The organism is Aporhodopirellula sallentina SM41 (assembly GCF_000346505.1).
Classification (GTDB): Bacteria; Planctomycetota; Planctomycetia; order Pirellulales; family Pirellulaceae; genus Rhodopirellula; species Rhodopirellula sallentina.
In genome coordinates this window covers 1-21,205 of sequence record NZ_ANOH01000308.1, presented here as the reverse complement: position 1 = coordinate 21,205, position 21,205 = coordinate 1, and the positions used below count along the sequence as shown (strand labels likewise).

The following is a 21,205-nucleotide window of genomic DNA, read 5'->3' as shown; positions in this document are numbered from 1 at the left end:
GGGGAGATCAGATTATCGTCGCACCGCCGGATCCGAGTTCGCCGTTGTTTCCGTACGTATCGGTCCGCCAGGAGTATCGGCCGATGCACATCGAGAGTCGAGCGTTGATGGAAACGGTGCCGGTGTCGTGGTTGCAATACGTCACGTCGATCGAGTCGGCCAAGGTTTTGATGGTGCAGGCACCCGAACGGATTGCGGAAGACATCGTGGCTCGTTTTGCGGACGTGGATCAACCGATCCCGCAGGTTGTTTTGGAGGCGATCATCTGTGTGGTATCGCCCGATTGTGATTTCCAATTTGGATTGGATTGGCAGCACGCGGTGGAACTCGACGGCGCCAAGTCGTTGGCGTTGGGCGCGACGGGATTGGCCCTCAACGGGACGGTCAGCGGCAACGGATTGAACCAGATCTTTTCGGAGTTCAGCAGCACGTCAACGTTCGTCAAACTGCTCAGCGAGCACGGCTATCTGACAATTCGCGCGACGCCTCACGTGATGGCGAAGGACGGCGAACAAGCCAACATTGCGATCAACCGCGAAACATTCTTTTCGGTCCAGCCGGCTGGTTCGACCGGTGACAATGCGGTCTTCTTTCAGCAAGACATTCAGAAAGTGGATGCCGGTATCACGTTGGACATTACCCCTCACATTCGCGGGAACATCGTCACCATCGATATCGAGAAGGCGGAGGTTAGTGAAGATGTGCGTACCGCCAACAGCGAATTGTCCCTGAACCCTTTTCCGGTGATCAACCGGCGGAGCGTGTCGACAACGGTGAGCGTCAAAGACGGCAGGACCATTGTGATCGGAGGATTGGTTCAACGAGAAACCATTGATAGTGTCAATCGTGTGCCCGGTTTAAGTCGGTTACCGGGCGTGGGCTATCTTTTTCAGTCGACTCAGCGGCAAACTCGTGACGCCGAGGTGGTGATTTTTATCTCGCCTCGGATCGTCCGGTCGGAAGGGTCGTGAACAAGAAATCGAATCTTCTGAAAACACAGACTGCCCCTATGTGCCCGTTGCTCCGTTCTGAATGTCGAAACGACCGCCCCCGCGTTTATCTCGCAATGAGGTTACTGTCCCTTTCTGCGGCGTTGGCCGTATTGATCGGATCGTCGGCGGAACTGCGTCGCGTTTCGGCTGCGGAGAATTCTGGGCGGCAACCATCCGGTGCGGCACCTGCGGGAAAACGGATTTCGTTAACCCGCCGGGTTGAACCTTCGTTTCGAGTCGAGCCGGTCGTGCATCGGTTTCGCGGTCGGCGTGGTGAGGTGATCCCGTTTTCGTTCGAGATCGCGTCGACCGGTAAGGTCATGAACGTTGATATCCGCGCCGTCAGTTTGCGGCAGGAGGAAACCGGCATCATCTTGCACGACGAGAACAGCCGTCCCATGGGAGGTGTTCGGTTCACGTCGCCGAAGAAATTCCAGTTGCGACCGGGCGAGAAGTTCCAAATCGAAGGGGAGGTCACCGTACCGCTCAACAAGACCAACTACGTCTCGTTTGGGATCCTCGTCCGTGACGGTGGGCAGATTTCGGACGGATCCAAAGAACCGCTCGAGGCAGGAAAAACACGAGCCGCGATTCGCTTTGTCACTCAGTATGTTTTGCGAGTGGATATCGAAACGGGGGCCCAAGACGTCGGTGATATGAATCGGCTGCACTTTGATCGCGGCGAGCTGATCTCGCGAGAAGGTTTGCCGTACGTTCGTGCTTATTTGAACAATCCAACCGACGACGCGTTGGAGTGTGATGTGCGTGCCCAACTGACCGGCAGCGATGCGTCGGCGTGGTCACCGGTGCGTTTGAACATGCCGTCGCGAAGTGAATTGAAAGACGACAGCCGGTATCTCGTTCGCATCATGCCTCGCAGCCGTTTGCGGTTGGAAGGTCCGGTCGATGGCGTGATTCCACGTGGCGATTATGAATTGAATTTGCGTCTGAGTAATGGACGTCGGGCGATGGTGCAGGCGGCGTTTCCGACACGTGTGAACTCCAATAGCTTCCGCGGGTTGAGCGCGTTGGTCGCGACGCTCGATGAGGGAGTGACGGTCGAGCCGTCGCAGATCGAACTCGGCCGTGTCGCCGATGCCGATCGGATGACGACGTTGCTGTTTTCTAATCGGGGACAGGAGCCCAAGAGCGTTCGATTGATTGCGAAGGATCAGGCCGGCGAACCTCTCGACGGAGTGATGTTGAGCAGCAAGTCGTTCGTGCTCAAACCGGGACGTAGCAAGACCGTCCGGGCGATGTTGCGTGGACGATCGGAAGCCGCACATGAATGGGGAACGTTGGAGGTGGCGTGCGAAGAGTCGGAGTCGACCAAGCAGTTGCCGCTGGCGTTGATTCACGAGCAACGACCCGAAATCCAGTTGACCGCCGAGGAAATGCAGTGGGCACAATTGCCGACCGGTAACGCGTTCACGATGAAAATCCAGAACGAAGGTGAAGGCTACGCTCCTTTGTTTGCTCAGCTCAATTTGGCGGCGCAGCAGGGACATCCGATCAAAATGTCGGACGGTTTTGGTGCTTGGCTGACTCCGGGAGAATCCCGCGAGTTGCAGTTCATGGTTCCCGCGTCGCTGCAACCGGGGGCCTACCAAATCAAGCTCGATGTGCGATCGGCGAACGAAACCGTTGTGGCGCAGCGGACTCTGATGCTCGAGATTACGCCGGAAATGCTGGGTGTAGCGGCTGAACAGGTTGCCACGCGTCCGTAGGGCTGGGCCGGGCGAGTCGACTGAAAATCAGTGCGTCCGAACGTGGACGGGGTGCCCGAACCGGGACGCATGTGATAAGAAATCATCTTCCGATGTATCTCTCTTTCACGTGCGAGTTTCCTCACGATGACCGCTGACGCCAGCCTGAAACCATTGATCGATTTGATGCAGCGTGAAGCGTTGCAGCAAGGCACGTTCACTCTCGCGAGCGGCAAGACCGCTAGCTACTACCTCGATTGCCGCCGAGTCACGCTGCACCCGAAAGGTGCGGGATTGATCGGCAATGCGATGTTGAATTTCATCAGCCGTCATGGCGGGGCGAACGGCGAGATGCCCGATGCGGTAGGCGGGATGGCGATCGGTGCCGATCCGATTACCGCGTCGATTGTCACGATCGCGGGCGAACAGGATATCGATCTGCACGGTTTCATGGTTCGCAAAGAACCCAAAGGCCACGGCATGGGCCAACAGGTCGAAGGGCCCGTGGAAGCCGGCCAAAACGTGGTGATCGTCGAAGACGTGATCACCAGTGGCGGCAGCGCGATCAAAGCCGCCGAGGCGGCCGAGGCGTTTGGTTTGAACGTGTTGTACGTGCTCGCGATTATCGACCGCTTGGCGGGCGGTGAAGAGGCCTTCGCCGAGAAGGGCCTGAAGCTGCACACTCTGTTGACGATCCGCGACTTCGGCATCGATCCGGAATGAGCCACGAGGCGGTTTTGAAACGCCGCTACGTGATCGTTTCTGTCAGCTCTCTATTCGCGTAGTCGATCTTGTGAAAGATCCTCATGCAGCACGATCTTTCACTAGGTCCGCGACCACCGACGCGAAAACCAAGCGGGTTTGGGATGCGAGGGCATTTTCAGATTTGACGTGTCCGGTCCTTGTCGCTGAGTACGCCCAAATTCAGACCACCGCAGTCTGGCGACATCGGCTGCATCATTTTCTAAATGTTCTTGCTCGGCCTATTTCGCCTGCCGACGTGGATTAGCCTTTGGCGAGCGCCGATGCGTGGCGGATGATGGGCAATACGCAGTGATTCATTGCGGTGGTTACCGCGCCGGTGGAACCCGGAAGGGCGAACGCGATCGTGCGGCCGATTCGCCCTGCGGTGGCTCGGCTGAGCATGGCTTTGGGGCCGATTTCGGAGATCGAAACGGCTCGAAAGTATTCACCGAATCCGGGCAAGCTCGCATCGAGGAGCTCCTCCATCACGTCGACCGCCATGTCCCGCGGTGCGATCCCTGTTCCTCCCGTTGTGATGATCGCGTCCACCGAGTCGTCCGCGACAAAGGCCAGCACGGATTCTCGCAGCGGCCCCGCGTCGTCGGTCATCACGATGCGTTCGGCAATTTTGTGGCCGACGTCTTCTAGCAATTCCACGATGCGATTGCCGCTCTTGTCATCCTCGATTTTTCGCGTGTCACTGAGCGTGATCACGACCACGTTGAGTGCGGCGTTGGCGTCGACGTCGCCGCATCCGCAATCGGGAGACTCACATTGGTGCACGGCGGGGGACGTTTTCGGGGAGTTCATGTAATTGAATCAACGATGAGGGTGAGAGTTCGATGTCGCTGCAGTGCGGGCGGGCGTTTGCGTTAGTCGATCGAGATTTCGATTCGATCTTCGACCAACCGAACCGGGAAGGATTCTTGCAACGGTTGCTGATTGATCATCTGAATCCCGGTCGCGAGGTCATACTGCCAACCGTGCCACGGGCAGGTGACACATCCGTCGCGGACGACCCCTTCGGCGAGCGGGCCACCTTGATGCGAGCACATCCCGTCCAACGCAAACCATTGACCCGCGTGACGAAAGACCGCCACGACGCGACTTTCGACGAGCACTTCCATGGCGATGTCGTCTTCCGAATCGATTTGCGATTTAGGAACTGTTCGCTGCGTCGTGTTTTCCGCCGGCGCGTCTGCAATGCGAGCGACGGTGTGCCATCTGCGATTTTCGGGCGATATGTCGCGGTTCGTTGACGCAACCACATCGTTTGGATAACGAGGGGCTGAGTTGGGGCCGGAGTTAGGATCGGGGCCGGAGTCGGGCATGGTGAAAACGCTTGCGTCGGTTCGGTCGTCGGTGCCACATGGGCTGTTGCAGAGAGAGCATCGTACCCGAACCAAATCTCGTGACGACCCACCTGTGCGTTCCTGCCGGCATCGAATGTCCGGCAGGTGCGTTGTCGCCAAGGTGGCGGACGGTTCCAAGGTCGTGATCGGTTTCCAGCCTAGCGACCGTTTCTTACGGGCGAACCGTTTGGGAGTATTGTCGCCATGCCTTCTCGATATCGACTTCATTCTCTCCGTCGACCTCGGTCTCTCCATTAACCTTACCGGGATGGCCGGAGTGAAAGATCAGCCGATGGTGCAGGTTGAGTTCTTCGCCGGGTGATAGGGTGGTTGTTCCGTCTCGGAGCGCCCCGTCGAACGACTTCATGGCGAACGGGTTTGCGGTGAACAATCCATAAGTGCGAACATGCCATCGCGTGGGGAAACGGTAGCTCGATGGGTGGTTTAGGAACGCGATACCGGCTTGCTCGCCGTCAATGATCCCGAAGTAGTCGCACCATTTCGCCGGTTGGCTCCACGCGTCCCTGTCGTGGTCACCTTCGCTGTTGAGGATCTTTCCACCCTTTCGGCTGTCCACCGCCATGTTGGCCGGAACGCGAATACTCAGTCCCGCGTCTTTACTGTCATGGAATTTGACTTCGCCGTCGCTCGCGGTCAGGACTTGATCGAAATCAATGATGCGTCCAACCGGTTCGACGCGAAACGTGATTCGTCGCACCTCGGTCAGCATCCGGTTTCCACTCGGGCTGACGTGATCGAGAATTTCTTCCACGACTGCTTGGTTGGGATCGGCACTTAGGGTCGTGAATTCCCGGTGGACGATCTTTCCAATGTGTTTGATTCGCGGGTTGACGGACGGGGCATTGCCTGGCCCCTTTTGTTGCCCGCCGAACGTGATCCATTCGTGCCACGTGTCAGCCTGCTGCGTTCCGGAAACGACGTGTTCATGGCCAAACGTCATGCCGCGGTGGTGTGGGTGATCTCGTTGGTTGTCGGGTTCATGATCGACATCCTTCATCGGGTAGGTTCGAGTCATGTCTTTGCCACCTGGGCCTACGATCGGCCACAGGTAGGGTTTGTTGACGTCGTCGATACGGTAGCCAACGAAGACTTCTCCGTTGAGCGAGACCGTCACGCCGTGTTCGTTCTGCTCGATCGCGAATCCGTCCGCTTGCGATGGCTTGGGTAGTTCGGTCGATGCCAATTGCTGAGGCGTCGTCTGCGATTCTTGGCAAACGGATGGCGTGACACTGCACGCGAGAAGAATGAAAACAAAAGCAAAGCGAATTTTCATGAGCGTCGTCCTGCGATGAGGATGATACTGGTGGGAGGGTGGGGAGAGGATTTCGTGGGGAGCCGTTGGCGGAACACCAGGATGTTCCACAGGGGCCCGTCGGATTCGATTCGTGATCTCGATCGACAGGGGTAGTTTAATGAACGAGGCCGGTCTTTGTATCCGATCGAGAATTGGCGTGGGACAGAATCGGTGTAGTCAACGAAACGATTGTGTGGCGGGGAACGCCTGCGTGACGGGGAAAAAGTGTAATCGGTGCGAGCGCGCCGGAGAGGTGTGACGGCTGGTGGCGGTGTCAAATCGTTGATGGAAATGGTCAACAAGGGTGGTCGGTGAAAGGAATTCCGTCCGGAGTACCAGAGGGCGAACCGGTCGGGATCGCGAAATCGATCTGCAAAAACTCATGCATTCTCTCGTCGGTTGAAAGTCAGGGTTGCCTCTGGGATAGCGGGCGGAAACCGACGACGAAATTGGGAGAGGAGAACAGGAAATTCCTAATGAGGAGGCGTGGATACGTAGGCACGCGGGGGTGATGGTCGCCACGGTGCCCGAGACGCTACAATGCGTCCGAAACGATCATTCTGTTACACAAACGGATTTCCATCAGATGAACCGGCTCGCTTCTTTGTCCGCGTTGGGGACACGTGTTTTCACTTTCGGTATCGCCGCTCGAACAGGCATTTTGTTGTTGATCGGTTACTCGATCGCGGCTAGCCCTGGCGTTTGTTCTGCTGACGCGACATCAGCCGCCGAGGAGGAACCATCGGCCGCCGTGTCTGTGAACGAAACCGCCGCGACGTCGCAATCTTCTCAATCAACAACCGCCAAGGATGACCCAGTGGCCGCAACCGAAAGCCTGCCCAAGACGCTCCGCAGTGTCGAAGGGATTTCGCAGTATGAACTCGACAACGGAGTTCAGATTTTGCTCTTCCCGGACGAGAGCAAAGAGGTCGTGACCGTAAACATGACTGTGTTCGTCGGTTCGCGGCACGAGGGTTACGGCGAAGCCGGTATGGCTCACCTGCTCGAACACATGCTGTTCAAGGGCACGCCGACTCATCCGGAGGTTCCCAAAGTTCTGACCGAACGCGGGGCGCGGTTCAACGGAACGACGTGGATGGACCGCACGAACTATTACGAGACGTTGCCGGCGAGTGAAGACAATTTGGAATTCGCGGTGAATCTCGAAGCCGATCGATTGGTCAACAGTTTCATCCGCGGCGAGGATCTCGCGAGCGAAATGACGGTCGTTCGGAATGAATTCGAACGAGGAGAGAACTCGCCGACGCGAGTCTTGATGCAGCGGATTGAGTCGGCGGCGTTCGATTGGCACAATTACGGTAAGTCGACGATCGGTAACCGCAGTGATATCGAACGTGTGCCTGTTGTCAAACTGCGAAAGTTCTATCGGAAGTTTTATCGGCCCGACAACGTGATGGTGATCGTGGCGGGCAAGTTCGAACCGGAACACGCGTTGGCGACGATTCAAAACGCGTTCGGATCGATCCCGGTTCCGGACACCCCGATCGACGAAACGTACACGGTCGAGCCGGCGAAAGACGGCGAGCGTACGGTGGTGTTGCGCCGTGTCGGTGAAATTCAATCCGTCGGTGCGGCGTATCACATTCCCGCCGGCAGTCATCCGGACTACGCGGCGGCGAAGGCGTTGACGGTAGTGCTCGGCGATGAACCGAGCGGGCGTCTTTACAAAGAAATGGTCGAGACGGAAATCGCCAGCAGTGTTTACGCGATGGCGTTTGGCTTCCGCGAACCCGGTCTTTTGATGTGCATGGCTGAGGTGCCGAAGGATCAGTCGCTCGAACAGGCTCGCACGAAACTGATCGAAATTCTCGAAGACTCCTGGGACGACCATCCGATCACCGATGCAGAGGTCGAGCGCGCGAAGGCTCAGATTCTCAAACAACGCGAGATGGCGTCGGCCGATACGGATAAGATCGCTGTGACGTTGAGCGATTGGGCTGCACAAGGTGATTGGCGTTTGTACTTCCTGTTCCGCGACGCGGTCGAGGCGTTGACGGCCGATCAGGTTCGCGAAGTTGCGAAGAAGTACCTCGTTCGAAACAACCGCACCGTCGGGTTGTTCATCCCCGGCGAAGAATCCGAACGGGTTCGGATTCCAGAATCGCCGGACCTAAACGTTGTCTTGAAGGATTACAAGGGACGCGAAGCCGTCGCGGCGGGCGAGAGTTTCGACCCCGATCCGATGGCGATCGAAAAACGGGTTCTGCGTGGCGATTTGGTCGGCGGGATGCGGTACTCACTGTTGCCGAAGAAGACCCGCGGGGATGCGGTGACGTTGAAGTTGACGATTCGTTTCGGGACTCCGGAAACGTTGAAAGACCGAATGGGCGCGGTGGAAATGTTGGGGCTGTTGATGGCTCGCGGCACGACCGAAATGACCTACCAACAATTGCAGGACGAGTACACGCGTCTGAAGGCGGACGTGAGCGTTTATACGTTGATGGGGTTGTTGCAAGTCGAAGTCAAAACGAAGCAGGAGAACCTGCAGGAAGTCATTGCGTTGATCAGCGACGTGGTGAAGACGCCGCGTTTGGATGAAGGCGAGTTGGAATTGATCCGTCGTCAAATCATCACTCAGTTGCAGCAGAGCCAGTCCGAACCGAGTGTGGTCGCGCCCCGGCACGTTCGACGTGCGTTGGCACCGTATCCCCCCGAAGACATCCGATACGTGATGACGATCGACGAAGAAATCGCGATGTACGAGGAAGCGACGATCGAACAGATCCGCGAACTGCATACCGAGTACCTCGGTAACAACGCCGGCGAATTGTCGGTGGTCGGTAACTTTGAACCGGCGGATGTGATCAAGGCGTTTCAGTCGGAACTGGAAGGTTGGACGACGGACCAGCCTTATGTGCGAATCGATCGGCCTGCACATCCGGATGTTCCCGGTCAACTCGAGTTACTCGAAACGCCGGACAAGTCGAACGCGTTCATGTACAGCAGCCAACAGTACGTGATGTCGGATCTCGATCCGGAGTTCGCCGCATTGACGTTGGGGAACTTTATCCTCGGTGGCGGTTCGCTGAGCAGCCGTTTGGCGGATCGGGTTCGCCAACAGGAAGGTCTGTCGTACGGTGTTCGTTCGGGTGTCAGCCCGAGACCGAAAGATAACCGTGTCGACCTGACGATCTACGCGATCACGAACCCGGCGAACAAGGATAAATTGCTGAAGGTGATCCGCGAGGAGATTCACCGGTTGCTCATCGACGGCGTGACGCAGCAGGAACTTAACGCGGCGAAGCAGTCGTACCTGCAGGCGGCTCGGATCTCGCGAACCGGTGACCCGGCATTGGCGTCGATGTTGTTGATGGCGATGTTCACCGACCGCACGTTGGTGGACGTTGCCCAACAAGAGCAACACATTCGCGAGGCAACGCTCGAGGATGTCAACGCGGCGATCCGGAAGTACATCAAACCGAACGATTTGGTGATCGCGGTCGCGGGCGATTTCGCGAGCGTGTCGGAATCGGAGTGAGGTTCGGCTCGTTCAGTGGTTGAGCGTGGTCTCGGTTTTGGAAAAACCGAGCTACGCGGTGAGCCGAATGGCCGTGAGGCCTCGGGTGGGAGCGTTGAGTGGGTTGTTTAATCGACCCGCCGAAAACCCGAGTGCTTACGCACTTCGGCTCACATTTTTGGTTGAGTGCACGTAGGTCCGTCTTTCCAAGACGGACAGTTTTGGATGCGTGTTTTGCGTTGTTTGGTGGGTGAGCCGAATGGCCGTGAAGCCTCGGGTGAGAGCGTTGAGTGGGGTGGCATGTCAACTGGCCTGTTACCCGAGTGCTTACGCACTTCGGCTCATATTTTTGGTTGAGGCACGTAGGTCCGTCTTTCCAAGACGGACAGTTGGCCTTCCAGACCTGGGCAATCTCGCAGGCCAGTGCCTATTCGTAATTCTCGAATAGTTGTCGCAGTCCGAGCAGGTGGTCGTCGGCGTCGCGTTTGATTTCGTCGAGCGAGCGGGCGGGCAAGTACGATTGCTCGGCAACAGCGTTTGCTCCGACGGCGCTTGCTCCGACGGGGACCGTTTCATACTGTTCAAACGCCTCACTGCGTTCGAAACCGCGTGCGATGCGGCTCGTTCCGTCGGCGCCCGTCCACTGGGTCAACGATTCGCTGGTGTGCCATTCGCCGTCGGGGCTGTCGACGTAGATGCGTACGGTGTCGACTCCGCCGCGTGATGCGGTCGCGGTCACATCTTCGAATCCCGTGGCGCTCGCTCGGTAACCGACGCCGCTGATCAACGATCGGGTTTGAGCGATCGACATGAAATCGTCGCCCGAACTGTCACCGAGGTCAGCGGTGTCATGTCCGCCGGCTTCCGCGTAAGCATACACACGTTCGAATCCGAACGCGGCCTGGAACAAGTCTCCACCGCGAAGGGAGCTGAATTGAGGCCGGATGACGAGTTCATCGTCGTGGACGGAGTCGGTCATGTGGGCGGCGTCGCTGCCTCCCGCGGTGGCGAGCACGTAAAGTTTGTCGACGCCTTCGACTTCGAATTCAAACCCGCGACCGGTGAACTGCGCCGATTCCGAATTGGATCGCAGGACATCGTCTCCGTCGGAGTCGTACATCGTGACTCGGTCTTGGCCGCCGCCGCTGGTGAAGGACACGTTTTCGAATCCACGCAGTTCGATCACGCCGCCGGGGAAGGTCAGGATGGAGTGGCCGGCGTTGGTTCCCGTCGTGGGACGCAGCGTCAGTTGGTCGGTTCCGGATGAACCAACGATCTCGATCGAGTCGCCACCGGCACCGGCGTCGATGATGATCGGTTCGGTCGTGCCGTCGAGCCCGATTTTGTACTGCCCGGCGTCATCGCTGAGGTAAACGCTGCCATCGGTTGCCTGGCCGGTGCCCGCGAGTAGGCCGCTGAGATCGAGATGCAGTTGATCGGAATCATTGCCGCTGACGTAGCCATCGATGGTCGCGGGCGTGTCGTCGATCGGCGTGTCATCAGGTTCTCCATCGACGGGATTGTCGATGGGATCACCAACGAGGTCGCTAAAGTCGATGGCGGCTTCGATGTCGAGCGTTCGGTAGGTCAATCCGGTGGACGCGTCGGTGTGAACGACCGAGGTGGATTCGAGTCGTTGAAGAATACTCTCCGAGGTCGCCTCGACTCCGGCGGCTTCCATGGCTTCTCGGACCAACATCGAGGCGGCGGCGACTTGCGGGCTCGCCATACTCGTTCCGCTCAGCGATGCGTAGTCGTTGACGTATCCGTCGTAGCCGCGAACGTGTTCTGGGATCGCGCTGAGGAGTTGCTGTCCTTCGCCGGTGAGCATGCCGTTTTCGCGTTGCGAGAAATCGCTCAAGTTTCCGTTCGTGTCGATCGAACCGACCGCGGAGACCCACTCGCTCGATGCCGGGTACATCACGTCGTCGGCGTTCGGATCGAGTGTTTCCTGAGAGTTCCCTGCTGCGGCGAAGACGAGGATGTCGTCTTCATAGAGCATTTGCAGTTCGTCTTCGAGCATCGCCATCGCGGCGTCGCGGTTGGAATCGTTGAGTTCGGTGCCGAGCGAAAGGTTAACCGTCGTGATCGGCGATTCAAACGTGTCTTGGTTGTCATGCACCCAACGCAGAGCGTCCTCGATCCACGCTAGGTTTCCGTTGCCGGCGTCGTCGAAAACACGAAGAGCAACCAGGTCGGCACCGGGCGCGACTCCGCGAAACGTATCTCCGTCGAGAGTCGTGGTCACACCGCTGGCGAGGCCCGCGACGTGAGATCCGTGGTAACCGGCGGGAGCGTCGTCATACGGATCGGCGTCGTTCTCTGCAAAGTCCCATCCGCCGACGACTCGCGTGCCGGTTCCGTAACCGGAGCCGAATGCGTAGTGGTCGTAGGCGATTCCGGAGTCGATGATCGCGATCGTTTGTCCGCTGCCGTCGATGCCGGTTGATTCGCCGATGCGGGCGGATTGGTCAATTAGGCTGCTGCCGGACCCGTCGCCGCTCGAATTCAACGCGGCCTGTGTGAACGCTTCATCGAGATCATTCAGCGACGTTCCCGAAGAGACCGGCGTCAGAACAGCCGGTGCAATCGTGAGTGGGAAGTCGGCGGTCGTTGTATCCAGTGACGGCGCACTGGTGTCGGCATTGTGAGCGTAAGCATCAGCCGGGCAGGAAGCCAGGAATGCATCCGCGATATCGTTCTGCCCTTGCAACGGATCGGCCTCAAACGGATCGCTCAACGGGTCCGCCAACGGCGCCAACCACGCGCCCATCATGCTGGCTGATAAAGCCAACCGGGGCTCGCAAGTTTCGATGCCGGTCGGATCGAGTTCGATGCCGGTGTCGGATGATGGGGGGGAGGTTGTACGGAGTTTCATGCCTGTCGCCGTCGAGTACGTTGGTGTTCGATGGGCACCAAACGAGATCAATCGTTACAACCCGCACGGATGTTGCAGTCGCCTCGTCGCCGCGCGGTTCTTCCGCTCAAACGTAGGTTACAAACCACGCGGCAGCGGAAGGAAACACCACAACCGGAGGACGTTCGACTTACCGATCTTGCCCAACCGGACCCTGTATCAAGAGGCTTGAGTCCGCGGTCAGGGTGTTCCGAAAGAAGTGAGTAGCCAGGCGGCACGCGCGTTGAATCGCGTCCTTGGCGGTGTTTATTCCGGTAGGCGCGACTAGTCAGGGTTCGGCAGCGATGTCTTTGAAAAAGATTTGGAATTCACTTTGCGGACGTTCCGAAAAAACGGAGACGGGCGCGAGTCCCGAAAACGCATCGGCGCAGCCGGCTGTGTCCGCTCCTTCATCGGCAGCGACCGTCGCTCCTGCGGCTAAGGCGCGGGCTCCGCGCAAGGCCGCGCAGCAGAAACTGCGAAAAACGCCTGCAGAGGTGCCGGTTTCACGCACCGAACCGGTCGCCGCGGCAAAGGCCGCCGCTCCGGCCGCGCCGCCCAAACGTGGCGTCCTGTCGATGTTGTCGCGGGGTGAGCACGATGCGTTGTTGAAATTGATCAACAAACAACGCCCTTCGAGCATTCTCGAAATCGGTGTCGGCGACGGCTCCCGTATGCCGGCCATCCTCGCGATGATGGATCAATCCGGCGTCACACAAGATTCGCTCAAGGCGATCGTGATCGACGAATTTGAACTTGGTGGGGGAGTCGTCGCGATGCGTGACTACCACCGCCAACTCGCCGGGTTGTCGATTCGCCCGGTCATCTTCCCCGAACCGGTTGGACGTGGACTTGTCAGCGTCGCGCATCGTTTCGGTGCGGTCGATTTGGTGTTGGTGGACACTGCCGTTGAGGAAACAAACTCGCAAGACCTCGCGACGTTCCTCGGCAAGGTTACCCATCCGGGCAGCCAAGTGTTGTCCAACGCATCTGGAAAATGGACCAACCGCAAAGCCGGATCGGACGTCGCCCGCCGGGCTGCCTGATTGCAGCCTGCTGCTCGCGACCGGCAACGCCGTTTTTGCCGGTCGCAACCTCTAACGCTCCAGATCGATCACTCGATCCATCTGATCTCTTGCAGGAACGCGATCGTTTCTGCAAGAGTTTTGCGGTAATATTCGCCGCCGGATTTGCTCGCGTTGAAGAACCCGTGTGGTTGACCTTCGTAGATTCGAAGTTCACTCTTGAGCCCCGCTTCGTGGCAGAGTCGTTGAAAACGCTCGGCGGCTGGAACGGGAACCAACCGATCGTTGTCACCGAGGAAAACGATCGACGGCGGATCATCGGAAGAAATATTGTGGGCCGGTGAATATTGCAAGTATTGTTCGCCGACGCGCTTCGTCCCCCATCCGCCGGGGCCGTTGTCGTAGACGGGGTTGAACAGCATCAACGCGTCCGGTTTTCGCGATACGCCGTCGACCGGTGCGTCGTCCATCATGCCGAGGTAGGCGGCCAAATGACCGCCGGCAGATCCACCGCCCGCGCCGATTCGATTCGCGTCGATACCCAAACGTTCGGCGTTCGCGCGCACGTAACAAAAGGCGTCCGACGCGTCTTCGACACAGGTCGCCGGTGGCAAGTTGTTGCCTTTGTCGAGCAACCGGTATTCGACTCGAAAACAAACCATGCCTCGTTTGGCGAGTTCTTCGCTGTGTTGTTCAAATTGGCCCGGTTTCCCGCCGACCCAACCGCCGCCGTGAAAGAAGACCACGGCAGGGCGAGTGTCGGTCGCCTGCCAATCGGCAGGTCGCGTCCAGTCGATATGAAGATCGCGAGGTTTGCCGTTGTGTTCGGTTTGCTTGTACGTGATCTGGTCCACGATGACCGACGAGTCTGCAGGCTGTGACTCGGCGGGTAGTGAATCGGCGGCGAACGCAGACGCGGGAGCCGGCGAGTTCAGTCCCACAGAGATCGCGATCAACGCGATCGGATAAACGGTGCGAGCAAGCATGATTTTCATGGGGAGTTGGGGGAGTAGCGTGTGGGCGTGGCGTGGGGGGATGAGGGCGGGAGAATGACCGGGCCGACCCAACATGCTTTTTTAGAAACGAGCCTGCCGTTGTTGCAGATACTCCGTCAGGGCTTTGTCAAACGGCATGCTGGTGTCCAGGGCAACGTAGTCAATACGCATCTTGTTGCAACCTTCGCTGTACGTTTGCCGGAACGCCTCGACGCCGCGAAGGTATTCGTCACGAAAACCGGTTGCGTCGACCGTGACGACTTCGCCACTCTCGGGATCTTCGAATTCAACCGGTCCGTCGTACGGGAAGTGCACCTCGGCCTCGTCCATGACGTGGAAGACTATCACGTCATGACCGCCATGTCGTAGCCGGCCGAGTGCGGACAAGATTTCAGCGGGGTCGCCGAGCAAGTCAGAGAAAAGCATGATGAGGCTTTTTTGACGCAACATCGCGGCGGTTTGGATCAGGCTCGCGGTGATGTCGGTGGTGCCGTCGGGTGTCATCGATGAGAGCGCCGCCATGACGTCCCCAAGGTGACCGCGTCGACTGCGGGCGGGCAGCACGGCGCGTAGTTTATCGCGAAACGTCAACAGGCCGACGGGGTCTTTCTGCATCGTCATCAGGTACGTTAGCGATGCGGCCAAGCAAGTCGCGTACTCGAATTTGGTCATCGACTGCCGCTCGCTGAACCCCATCGATTTGGACAGGTCCATCACTAGGTAACCGGTCAGGTTCGTTTCGGCTTCGAATCGTTTGACGTAGTGTTTGTCCGTTTTGGCGTAGACCAGCCAATCGATCAATTTCGGGTCGTCACCGCGGTTGTATCGACGATGCTCACTAAACTGAACCGAGAACCCTTGCAGCGGGCTGGAATGCAGACCCTGAAGAAAACCTCGCACGACCATCCGGGCGCGCAGGTCGAGCCGTTTGATTTTCTGCAGCGTCTCCGGGGCGAGCGATTGAGTCATGCGTTTGGCATCATGCGTTGGTGACTATCGGGCGAATGAACTCTCCGATAGTTGCTGTTGAACAAACCGGCGACACAAAGGACATCCGATTCATCTGCATTCTATCCGAGCGAACGTCTTGGTTGACGCTACGAATTGGTAGGCGTTACGAATTGATCGAGCACGGTGGCTCACGCCATGGATCGTTCGACGAGCCGGCCTTCGTTGAGTTCAAATTGGCTCTGCATCGCTTCGGCGAGCGCGAGTGAGTGTGTGACCGTGACCAGGACCGCGTTCTCGTCGGCTTGCAATCGCAACAGCAAGTTGGTGATGTCGGTTGCCGTTTTCGAATCGAGGTTTCCGGTCGGTTCGTCAGCGAGGATCAGTGTCGGTCGCATCAACATCGCTCGAGCGATTGCGACCCGTTCCCGTTCGCCTCCGGACAATTCGCCGGGCAGGTGTGTGCTGCGCTCGCCGAGTCCGACGGCGTCGATCAGAGTTTCGGCTCGGTTGGTGTCCGACGCGGAAGGTTTCCCGGTCGCCAATGCCGGAATCAACACGTTCTCGAGAACCGACAGTTGAGGCAGCAGGTGGTGGTCTTGGAAAACGAATCCGATCGTTTGGTTTCGAAACGCCGCTCGGGCTTTCTCATCGAGCGAAAATGGATCGGTTCCGTTGATCGAAACCTGTCCTTCATCGGGACGATCGAGCGTACCGAGAATCTGCAGCAGTGTTGTCTTGCCCGTTCCGCTCGGGCCGACGATCGCCGCGGATTGGCCGGGCTCGAGCCGCAGCGAAACGTCTTCGAGAACCTGCAGCGGTTGTCCCACGGTCGGATATGACTTCTTGACGTTATTGACGATTAACATTCCTGTCCTTTGGCAACGCAGCGAAACTCGGGCGGCGCGGTAATGCTTGAGTAACTCAGCAAAACTTGGGTGATGCAGTGAAAGATTGGAGGTCGAGCCAGGCGGTCTGATTGCTGGCTCGACGGTCGGGAGTTGGCGAGCCTTTGAAAGCGTCCGCGGTATTGTAACGAAACGTCCCGAAAGGCGAACGCGACTGGTTGTCCGGTTGAAAAATCGAGTTGGCGGGATTCCACACCCGACGCCTGTGTTCAATGCGGAGGTTCAATGCGGAAAAACGTTCACCCCCGAACGGACGAAAGGGATGCGTCAGCCTCACCTTGGCGAATGACCGGGTGCGTTGTTGGAGCTCTCCAGGATCGTTGCCAAATTGTATGGGCCGCACCAAGCGAGCGTTTTTCCTCGATAACGCGTCAAGTTTTTGCCAATATGCGACGGTGGATTGCGGCAGCGACAAATTCCGGCGATGAATTTCGCGATTGGTCCACCGTCGTTGGATGGTAGGTCCAGCGTCGATGTGCGGCTGCTCAGGCGGCGAAGTGTGCGCGATATTCGCCGGATTTAATCGTTCTAGTCTTAACCGACGCCGCGTGTCGCAGGCCGTCGGATGTGGTTCGGTGAAGAAGTCTGTGGACTGCAAATAAATGGACTTTATCAGGCCGTTAGGTATCGGAATGGGGCCGATGTCGCGATGGATTCTTGGCCCGATACCCATTATGCTGTTGATACCAACCCACCTTTCGCAGACATGTCCGGCGGCAATACCTGTTCCGCACCGCCGCATGCCCCGCAATGCGACCCTTGTAGCGTCACCGTCCATCCCCCCCGACGCTGCGTCAAAGCAAACTTGATCAAAGGAGAGTCCATGCTTGAGTTCCGTGCTCCGCGTATGGCAAAAATCACTGTAGCATCGGTCGCTGTGATGGCGATGTTCGGTGCCGTTGCGATGGCCGCCGAGAGTGAGTCCGAGAAGGATTTCACACCGCAGCAAATTGAGTTCTTTGAAAAAGAAGTCCGCCCTGTTTTGGCGGAGCACTGTTACTCCTGTCACAGCGGCGAGGCGGAAAAGCTGCAAGCGGGTTTGTTTGTCGATAGTCGGGCCGCGTTGCTGCATGGTGGCGATTCCGGCGAAGCCATCATTCCGGGCGATGTCGACGGCAGTCTGTTGATCGAGGCCGTTCGGTTTGAATCGTATGAGATGCCGCCGGAAGGCAAACTGCCGGATGAACAAATTGCTGCACTGGAGCGATGGGTCGAAATGGGCGCCCCGTGGCCAGCCGAAGAATCCGGTGGCGACTTTGCACGCAAGACTTTCGACATCGAGGCTCGCAAAAATGAGCATTGGGTTTGGCAACCCGTTGAGTCGCCGATGGTGCCGTTGGTTCAAGACACCGATTGGCCACGCGACGATATCGATCGGTTTATTCTCGCCCGGTTGGAGAGCGAAGGTGTCGAGCCGACCGGCGATGCGAGTCCAATGGAATTGGTGCGGCGGTTGTATTTTGATTTGATCGGATTGCCTCCGACGCCGGAGCAGATCGCAGCGTTCCAGCAGGATGATTCGCCTGCCGCGATCGAACATCTCGTCGATGAGTTGCTCGCGTCACCTCATTTCGGGGAACGTTGGGGACGTCACTGGCTCGATCTCGTTCGCTATGCGGAGTCCCGTGGACACGAGTTCGATGACGACGCTCGCAATGCGTTTCAATATCGTGACTACATCATTCGTGCTCTCAACGACGACGTCCCTCATGATCAGTTGGTGCGAGAGCACATCGCGGGCGACCTGCTGCAAAACCCGAGGCTGAACTCCGATACGGGTTTTAACGAATCGATCCTGGGAACAGGGTTTTGGTTTCTCGGGGAATGGGTTCACTCTCCGGTCGATATCCGCAAAGACGAGTCGGACCGATTCGACAACATGATCGACGTGATGTCGAAGACGTTTCTCGGCGTCACGGTGGCGTGCGCGAGGTGTCACGATCACAAGTTCGATGCGATCTCGACAGCCGATTACTACTCGTTGGCGGGATTTTTGCAGAGCAGTGATTATCGCCAAGTCCGCTTCGAATCGATCGAACACAACCGACAGATTGCGAATCGATTGGCGGAAGTCGACCAGCGATACCGCGAGCAGATCGCGGAGGTACTGAGCCGTAGCGATGTCAATAAGCCGAACCGCCCGCGACTCGGCGACGGCATCGTTGTGAACTATGCCGACGTTTCGGCCGACGAATTCATGCAGAACGGTTTTCTCTTCGGTGCCGGCCCGGTCGGGTTCGCCGAACCCTATTGGACGTCGAGTGACGAAGGGATGTCGTTGCAATTCGCGCCCGCCGACTCGGCGATCAGCGATCCGGTTTGGAACGGTTTGGAGTCGGTTTCCGAAAAGGGAATGGCGAGCCGCAACAAATTGGTGCGGATCCCTCGCAGCGGCAGGACCTTGCGAACGCCAACCTTCACGCTCGAGGAGGCGCAGGTGTCGTGCCGCGTTCGTGGTGAGGGCACCGTTGTGGCGTGCGTGGATTCGCATCGCTTGGTCGCCGGACCGCTGCACGGGGAAACCATCCGTCCGATCAAAGCGAACAACAATTGGGTGACCCTTTCATTGGGACGCTATGTCGGGCACCGAATCCATCTCGAATTCACCCCCGCGAAAAATAGCCAACTCGAGATCGTGTTGGTGACGCAGGGTGGCGACGCGAAGATGAGGAGTCGGATCGATCGAAGGCTGCAAGACGCGTCCGAGGATGTCAGCGAATTCGAAACCGCGGCCCGCCGAGTGTTGGAAGAACAGGCTCCCGATCTCGTGGCGTCGTGGCAGCGAGAACGCGACGAATTGCAGTCGCAAATCATGCGGCGGTCTCGTTTGGCGATGGCGATGATGGACGGCACCGGGGAAGACGAGCACGTGTTGATACGCGGCAACTCATCCAAACCGGGTGATTTGGAGCCGAGGCATTTTTTGACGGCGCTTTCGGGCGACGCGCCGATGAAGATCGTCAAAGGCAGTGGCCGGTTGGAACTCGCCGAGCATATCAACGATTCCGACAATCCGTTGACGACCCGAGTCGCGGTGAATCGGATTTGGCACTATTTGTTGGGACGAGGCATCGTTCCCACGCCGGACGACTTTGGCGTGCTCGGCCAATTGCCCTCGCATCCTGAATTGCTGGACTATCTGGCGACTGAGTTTGACGCGGACGGGCGCAGCATCAAACGGATGATCCGCCGCATTATGCTGACCCGCACCTATGGGCTGAGCAGTCAACCAAACGCCGAATCAGTCGCCGCGGATCCGAAGAACATGTTGTTTCATCACCGACCACCGAAACGGCTCGAAGGCGAGGTGATCCGCGATTCGCTGTTGGTTCTTTCCTCGCGGTTGGATCCGACGTTGTATGGCGAGCCCGTGCCGATCCACCTGACCCCATTCATGGACGGTCGCGGACGTCCGAAGACCAGCGGTCCGATGGACGGCAATGGGCGACGTTCGATTTACACCGCCGTGCGAAGAAATTTCCTGTCCCCATTCATGTTGACGTTCGACACACCGGCGCCGTTCAGCACGATGGGACGACGTAACGTTTCCAATGTTCCGGCACAGGCGTTGATCCTGATGAACGATCCTCTCGTTGTGGAGCAAACCCGCGAGTGGGCCAAACGAGCGATCGAAAAAATCGAAGATCCCGCCGAACGTTTGCGTTGGATGTACCAAACCGCATTCGCCCGAGGTCCTTCGGAACTGGAGATCGCGGTGGGACTCGCCTACGTGAATGGCGAATCGAAGTCTCGTAGCGTTTCCTTGAATGACGCCGATGTGTGGGCCGATGTCGCACACGCGTTGGTCAATACAAAAGAATTTGTTTTTGTTCCCTAGTGGCCCGGGACGCCTTCATTTTCGGATGCCGAAACACGCCAAGAGTTTCGGTAGGCCTCGTAAATCACCGGAAGTCTTGGCGACTTTCGCTACGGCATGAACCCTGGTTGTTGGCTGTAGCGACCCACGAGTCGATCGTTTTTGAACATTGAATACGCGTTGTGCGTTGCAGCACGCGTACCGCATCCCGCCCAACTGTTTCTCCTTCCACCGTAAAGAACCTCATCATGAGTCAGCAGCATCTTTACCCGTGTCAGCGTTATCAATCGGCACCGGCATCCCGTCGGGAGATGCTCAAGCGTTGCGCCAGCGGGTTTGGGGCCGTTGCGTTAGCGGGATTGCAAACCGACCCGGCGTTTGCAAATTCGGGGCCGACGGGTGGGGCGGGCAAGGCCGGTCACGGTCCGCATCACGAGGTTCGTGCCAAGAACGTGATTTTCCTGTACATGGACGGCGGTCCGTCGCAGATCGACACGTTCGACCCGAAACCGTTGCTCGACAAGTTCGACGGGAAAGATCCGGGAGGGTTGTTCGATGTCGAGCCGACCCAGTTCAACAACAACGGCAACGTGTTGGCGAGTCCGTGGAAGTTCAATCAATACGGTGAATCGGGCATCCCGGTCAGTGACCTGTTCCCGCACGTGGCGACCTGTGTCGATGAACTCGCGGTGATTCGTTCGATGGTGTCGGAGTTCCCCGAGCATACGTTTGCAAACTACTTTTTGCATACGGGCAGCGGCCTGCAGGGGCGTCCGAGCATGGGGGCGTGGGTGAACTATGGTCTCGGCAGCGAGTGTCAAAACCTGCCGGGCTTTGTCGTGATCAACGGTGGTTTGATCCCTCCCGGTGGCGTCGATTGTTTTGGCAGCGGGTTTCTACCAGCGACGTATCAAGGTTCGATCTTCAAACCGTCCGGCAGCGGCGTGGCGAACATCGAACGAACCGAACCGACGTCCATGCGTCAACGTGCGAAACTGGACCTAATCGGCCGCCTTGACGGTTTCGCCG

The 21,205-nt window shown here is 58.0% G+C and carries 15 protein-coding genes; 7 read left to right on the top strand and 8 right to left on the bottom strand.

The annotated features are described in order from the left end of the window. The 3 genes from RSSM_RS20680 to pyrE form a co-directional block, all read left to right on the top strand. Positions 1 to 971 (top strand): type II secretion system protein GspD (locus tag RSSM_RS20680; RefSeq protein ID WP_044303155.1); only part of this gene is annotated, 971 nt, incomplete at its 5' end. A 95-nt stretch (positions 972 to 1,066) separates the two neighbouring features. After that, on the top strand, positions 1,067 to 2,719 hold the full coding sequence (locus tag RSSM_RS20675) for a hypothetical protein (protein ID WP_236621275.1): 1,653 nt from the start codon (positions 1,067 to 1,069) through the stop codon (positions 2,717 to 2,719). Positions 2,720 to 2,845: 126 nt separating this feature from the next. Further along, positions 2,846 to 3,421, top strand: a complete 576-nt coding sequence (gene pyrE / locus RSSM_RS20670) for an orotate phosphoribosyltransferase (RefSeq protein ID WP_008683353.1) — start codon at positions 2,846 to 2,848, stop codon at positions 3,419 to 3,421. Positions 3,422 to 3,703: 282 nt separating this feature from the next. On the opposite strand, the gene RSSM_RS20665 is transcribed toward pyrE, so the two are convergent. The 3 genes from RSSM_RS20665 to RSSM_RS20655 form a co-directional block, all read right to left on the bottom strand. Then, positions 3,704 to 4,252 (bottom strand): MogA/MoaB family molybdenum cofactor biosynthesis protein, encoded by a 549-nt coding sequence (locus tag RSSM_RS20665; protein WP_081613859.1) that lies wholly within the window; start codon positions 4,250 to 4,252, stop codon positions 3,704 to 3,706. A gap of 62 nt (positions 4,253 to 4,314) precedes the next feature. Next, positions 4,315 to 4,773, bottom strand: coding sequence for a Rieske (2Fe-2S) protein (locus RSSM_RS20660; RefSeq protein WP_081613858.1), 459 nt, complete (start codon positions 4,771 to 4,773; stop codon positions 4,315 to 4,317). 193 nt (positions 4,774 to 4,966) lie between these two features. Then, positions 4,967 to 6,088: a DUF6807 domain-containing protein gene (locus RSSM_RS20655; RefSeq protein ID WP_008683347.1), complete on the bottom strand. Its 1,122-nt coding sequence runs from the start codon at positions 6,086 to 6,088 to the stop codon at positions 4,967 to 4,969. A gap of 532 nt (positions 6,089 to 6,620) precedes the next feature. Between RSSM_RS20655 and RSSM_RS20650 the strand changes: the two genes are divergently transcribed. Next, positions 6,621 to 9,608, top strand: coding sequence for a M16 family metallopeptidase (locus RSSM_RS20650; RefSeq protein ID WP_008683345.1), 2,988 nt, complete (start codon positions 6,621 to 6,623; stop codon positions 9,606 to 9,608). Positions 9,609 to 10,014: 406 nt separating this feature from the next. Here RSSM_RS20650 and RSSM_RS20645 read toward each other — a convergent pair whose 3' ends face one another. Next, entirely contained in the window at positions 10,015 to 12,465 is a 2,451-nt protein-coding gene (locus tag RSSM_RS20645) for a S8 family peptidase (protein WP_008683338.1), read from the bottom strand. A gap of 323 nt (positions 12,466 to 12,788) precedes the next feature. On the opposite strand from RSSM_RS20645, the gene RSSM_RS20635 reads away from it, so the two are divergent. Further along, positions 12,789 to 13,529, top strand: a complete 741-nt coding sequence (locus RSSM_RS20635) for a hypothetical protein (RefSeq protein ID WP_008683336.1) — start codon at positions 12,789 to 12,791, stop codon at positions 13,527 to 13,529. Between the two features lie 68 nt (positions 13,530 to 13,597). Here RSSM_RS20635 and RSSM_RS20630 read toward each other — a convergent pair whose 3' ends face one another. From RSSM_RS20630 to RSSM_RS33870, 4 genes are all read right to left on the bottom strand, one after another. Further along, positions 13,598 to 14,503, bottom strand: coding sequence for an alpha/beta hydrolase (locus RSSM_RS20630; protein ID WP_008683335.1), 906 nt, complete (start codon positions 14,501 to 14,503; stop codon positions 13,598 to 13,600). A gap of 81 nt (positions 14,504 to 14,584) precedes the next feature. Next, positions 14,585 to 15,472, bottom strand: coding sequence for a DUF58 domain-containing protein (locus RSSM_RS20625; RefSeq protein WP_008683333.1), 888 nt, complete (start codon positions 15,470 to 15,472; stop codon positions 14,585 to 14,587). A 170-nt stretch (positions 15,473 to 15,642) separates the two neighbouring features. Beyond that, the gene (locus RSSM_RS20620) at positions 15,643 to 16,320 is read right to left on the bottom strand and encodes an ABC transporter ATP-binding protein (RefSeq protein WP_008683332.1); all 678 of its coding nucleotides are present in this window, start codon (positions 16,318 to 16,320) and stop codon (positions 15,643 to 15,645) included. Positions 16,321 to 17,031: 711 nt separating this feature from the next. Then, a complete protein-coding gene (locus RSSM_RS33870) occupies positions 17,032 to 17,184 on the bottom strand; it encodes a hypothetical protein (RefSeq protein ID WP_160168161.1) in 153 nt (50 codons plus the stop codon). A 61-nt stretch (positions 17,185 to 17,245) separates the two neighbouring features. Between RSSM_RS33870 and RSSM_RS20610 the strand changes: the two genes are divergently transcribed. Together RSSM_RS20610 and RSSM_RS20605 are read left to right on the top strand one after the other, a co-directional pair. Further along, on the top strand, positions 17,246 to 20,197 hold the full coding sequence (locus RSSM_RS20610; protein WP_044303156.1) for a PSD1 and planctomycete cytochrome C domain-containing protein: 2,952 nt from the start codon (positions 17,246 to 17,248) through the stop codon (positions 20,195 to 20,197). Between the two features lie 290 nt (positions 20,198 to 20,487). Beyond that, positions 20,488 to 21,205: DUF1501 domain-containing protein (locus tag RSSM_RS20605; protein WP_008683324.1), on the top strand; the 718-nt coding region annotated here is incomplete at its 3' end.

Coding starts and splice junctions, on each gene's coding strand:
- RSSM_RS20675 (WP_236621275.1), top strand. CDS start 1,067: ATGAGGTTACTGTCCCTTTCTGCGGCGTTGGCCGTATTGATCGGATCG.
- pyrE (WP_008683353.1), top strand. CDS start 2,846: ATGACCGCTGACGCCAGCCTGAAACCATTGATCGATTTGATGCAGCGT.
- RSSM_RS20665 (WP_081613859.1), bottom strand. CDS start 4,252: ATGAACTCCCCGAAAACGTCCCCCGCCGTGCACCAATGTGAGTCTCCC.
- RSSM_RS20660 (WP_081613858.1), bottom strand. CDS start 4,773: ATGCCCGACTCCGGCCCCGATCCTAACTCCGGCCCCAACTCAGCCCCT.
- RSSM_RS20655 (WP_008683347.1), bottom strand. CDS start 6,088: ATGAAAATTCGCTTTGCTTTTGTTTTCATTCTTCTCGCGTGCAGTGTC.
- RSSM_RS20650 (WP_008683345.1), top strand. CDS start 6,621: ATGGTCGCCACGGTGCCCGAGACGCTACAATGCGTCCGAAACGATCAT.
- RSSM_RS20645 (WP_008683338.1), bottom strand. CDS start 12,465: ATGAAACTCCGTACAACCTCCCCCCCATCATCCGACACCGGCATCGAA.
- RSSM_RS20635 (WP_008683336.1), top strand. CDS start 12,789: ATGTCTTTGAAAAAGATTTGGAATTCACTTTGCGGACGTTCCGAAAAA.
- RSSM_RS20630 (WP_008683335.1), bottom strand. CDS start 14,503: ATGAAAATCATGCTTGCTCGCACCGTTTATCCGATCGCGTTGATCGCG.
- RSSM_RS20625 (WP_008683333.1), bottom strand. CDS start 15,472: ATGACTCAATCGCTCGCCCCGGAGACGCTGCAGAAAATCAAACGGCTC.
- RSSM_RS20620 (WP_008683332.1), bottom strand. CDS start 16,320: ATGTTAATCGTCAATAACGTCAAGAAGTCATATCCGACCGTGGGACAA.
- RSSM_RS33870 (WP_160168161.1), bottom strand. CDS start 17,184: ATGGACTCTCCTTTGATCAAGTTTGCTTTGACGCAGCGTCGGGGGGGA.
- RSSM_RS20610 (WP_044303156.1), top strand. CDS start 17,246: ATGTTCGGTGCCGTTGCGATGGCCGCCGAGAGTGAGTCCGAGAAGGAT.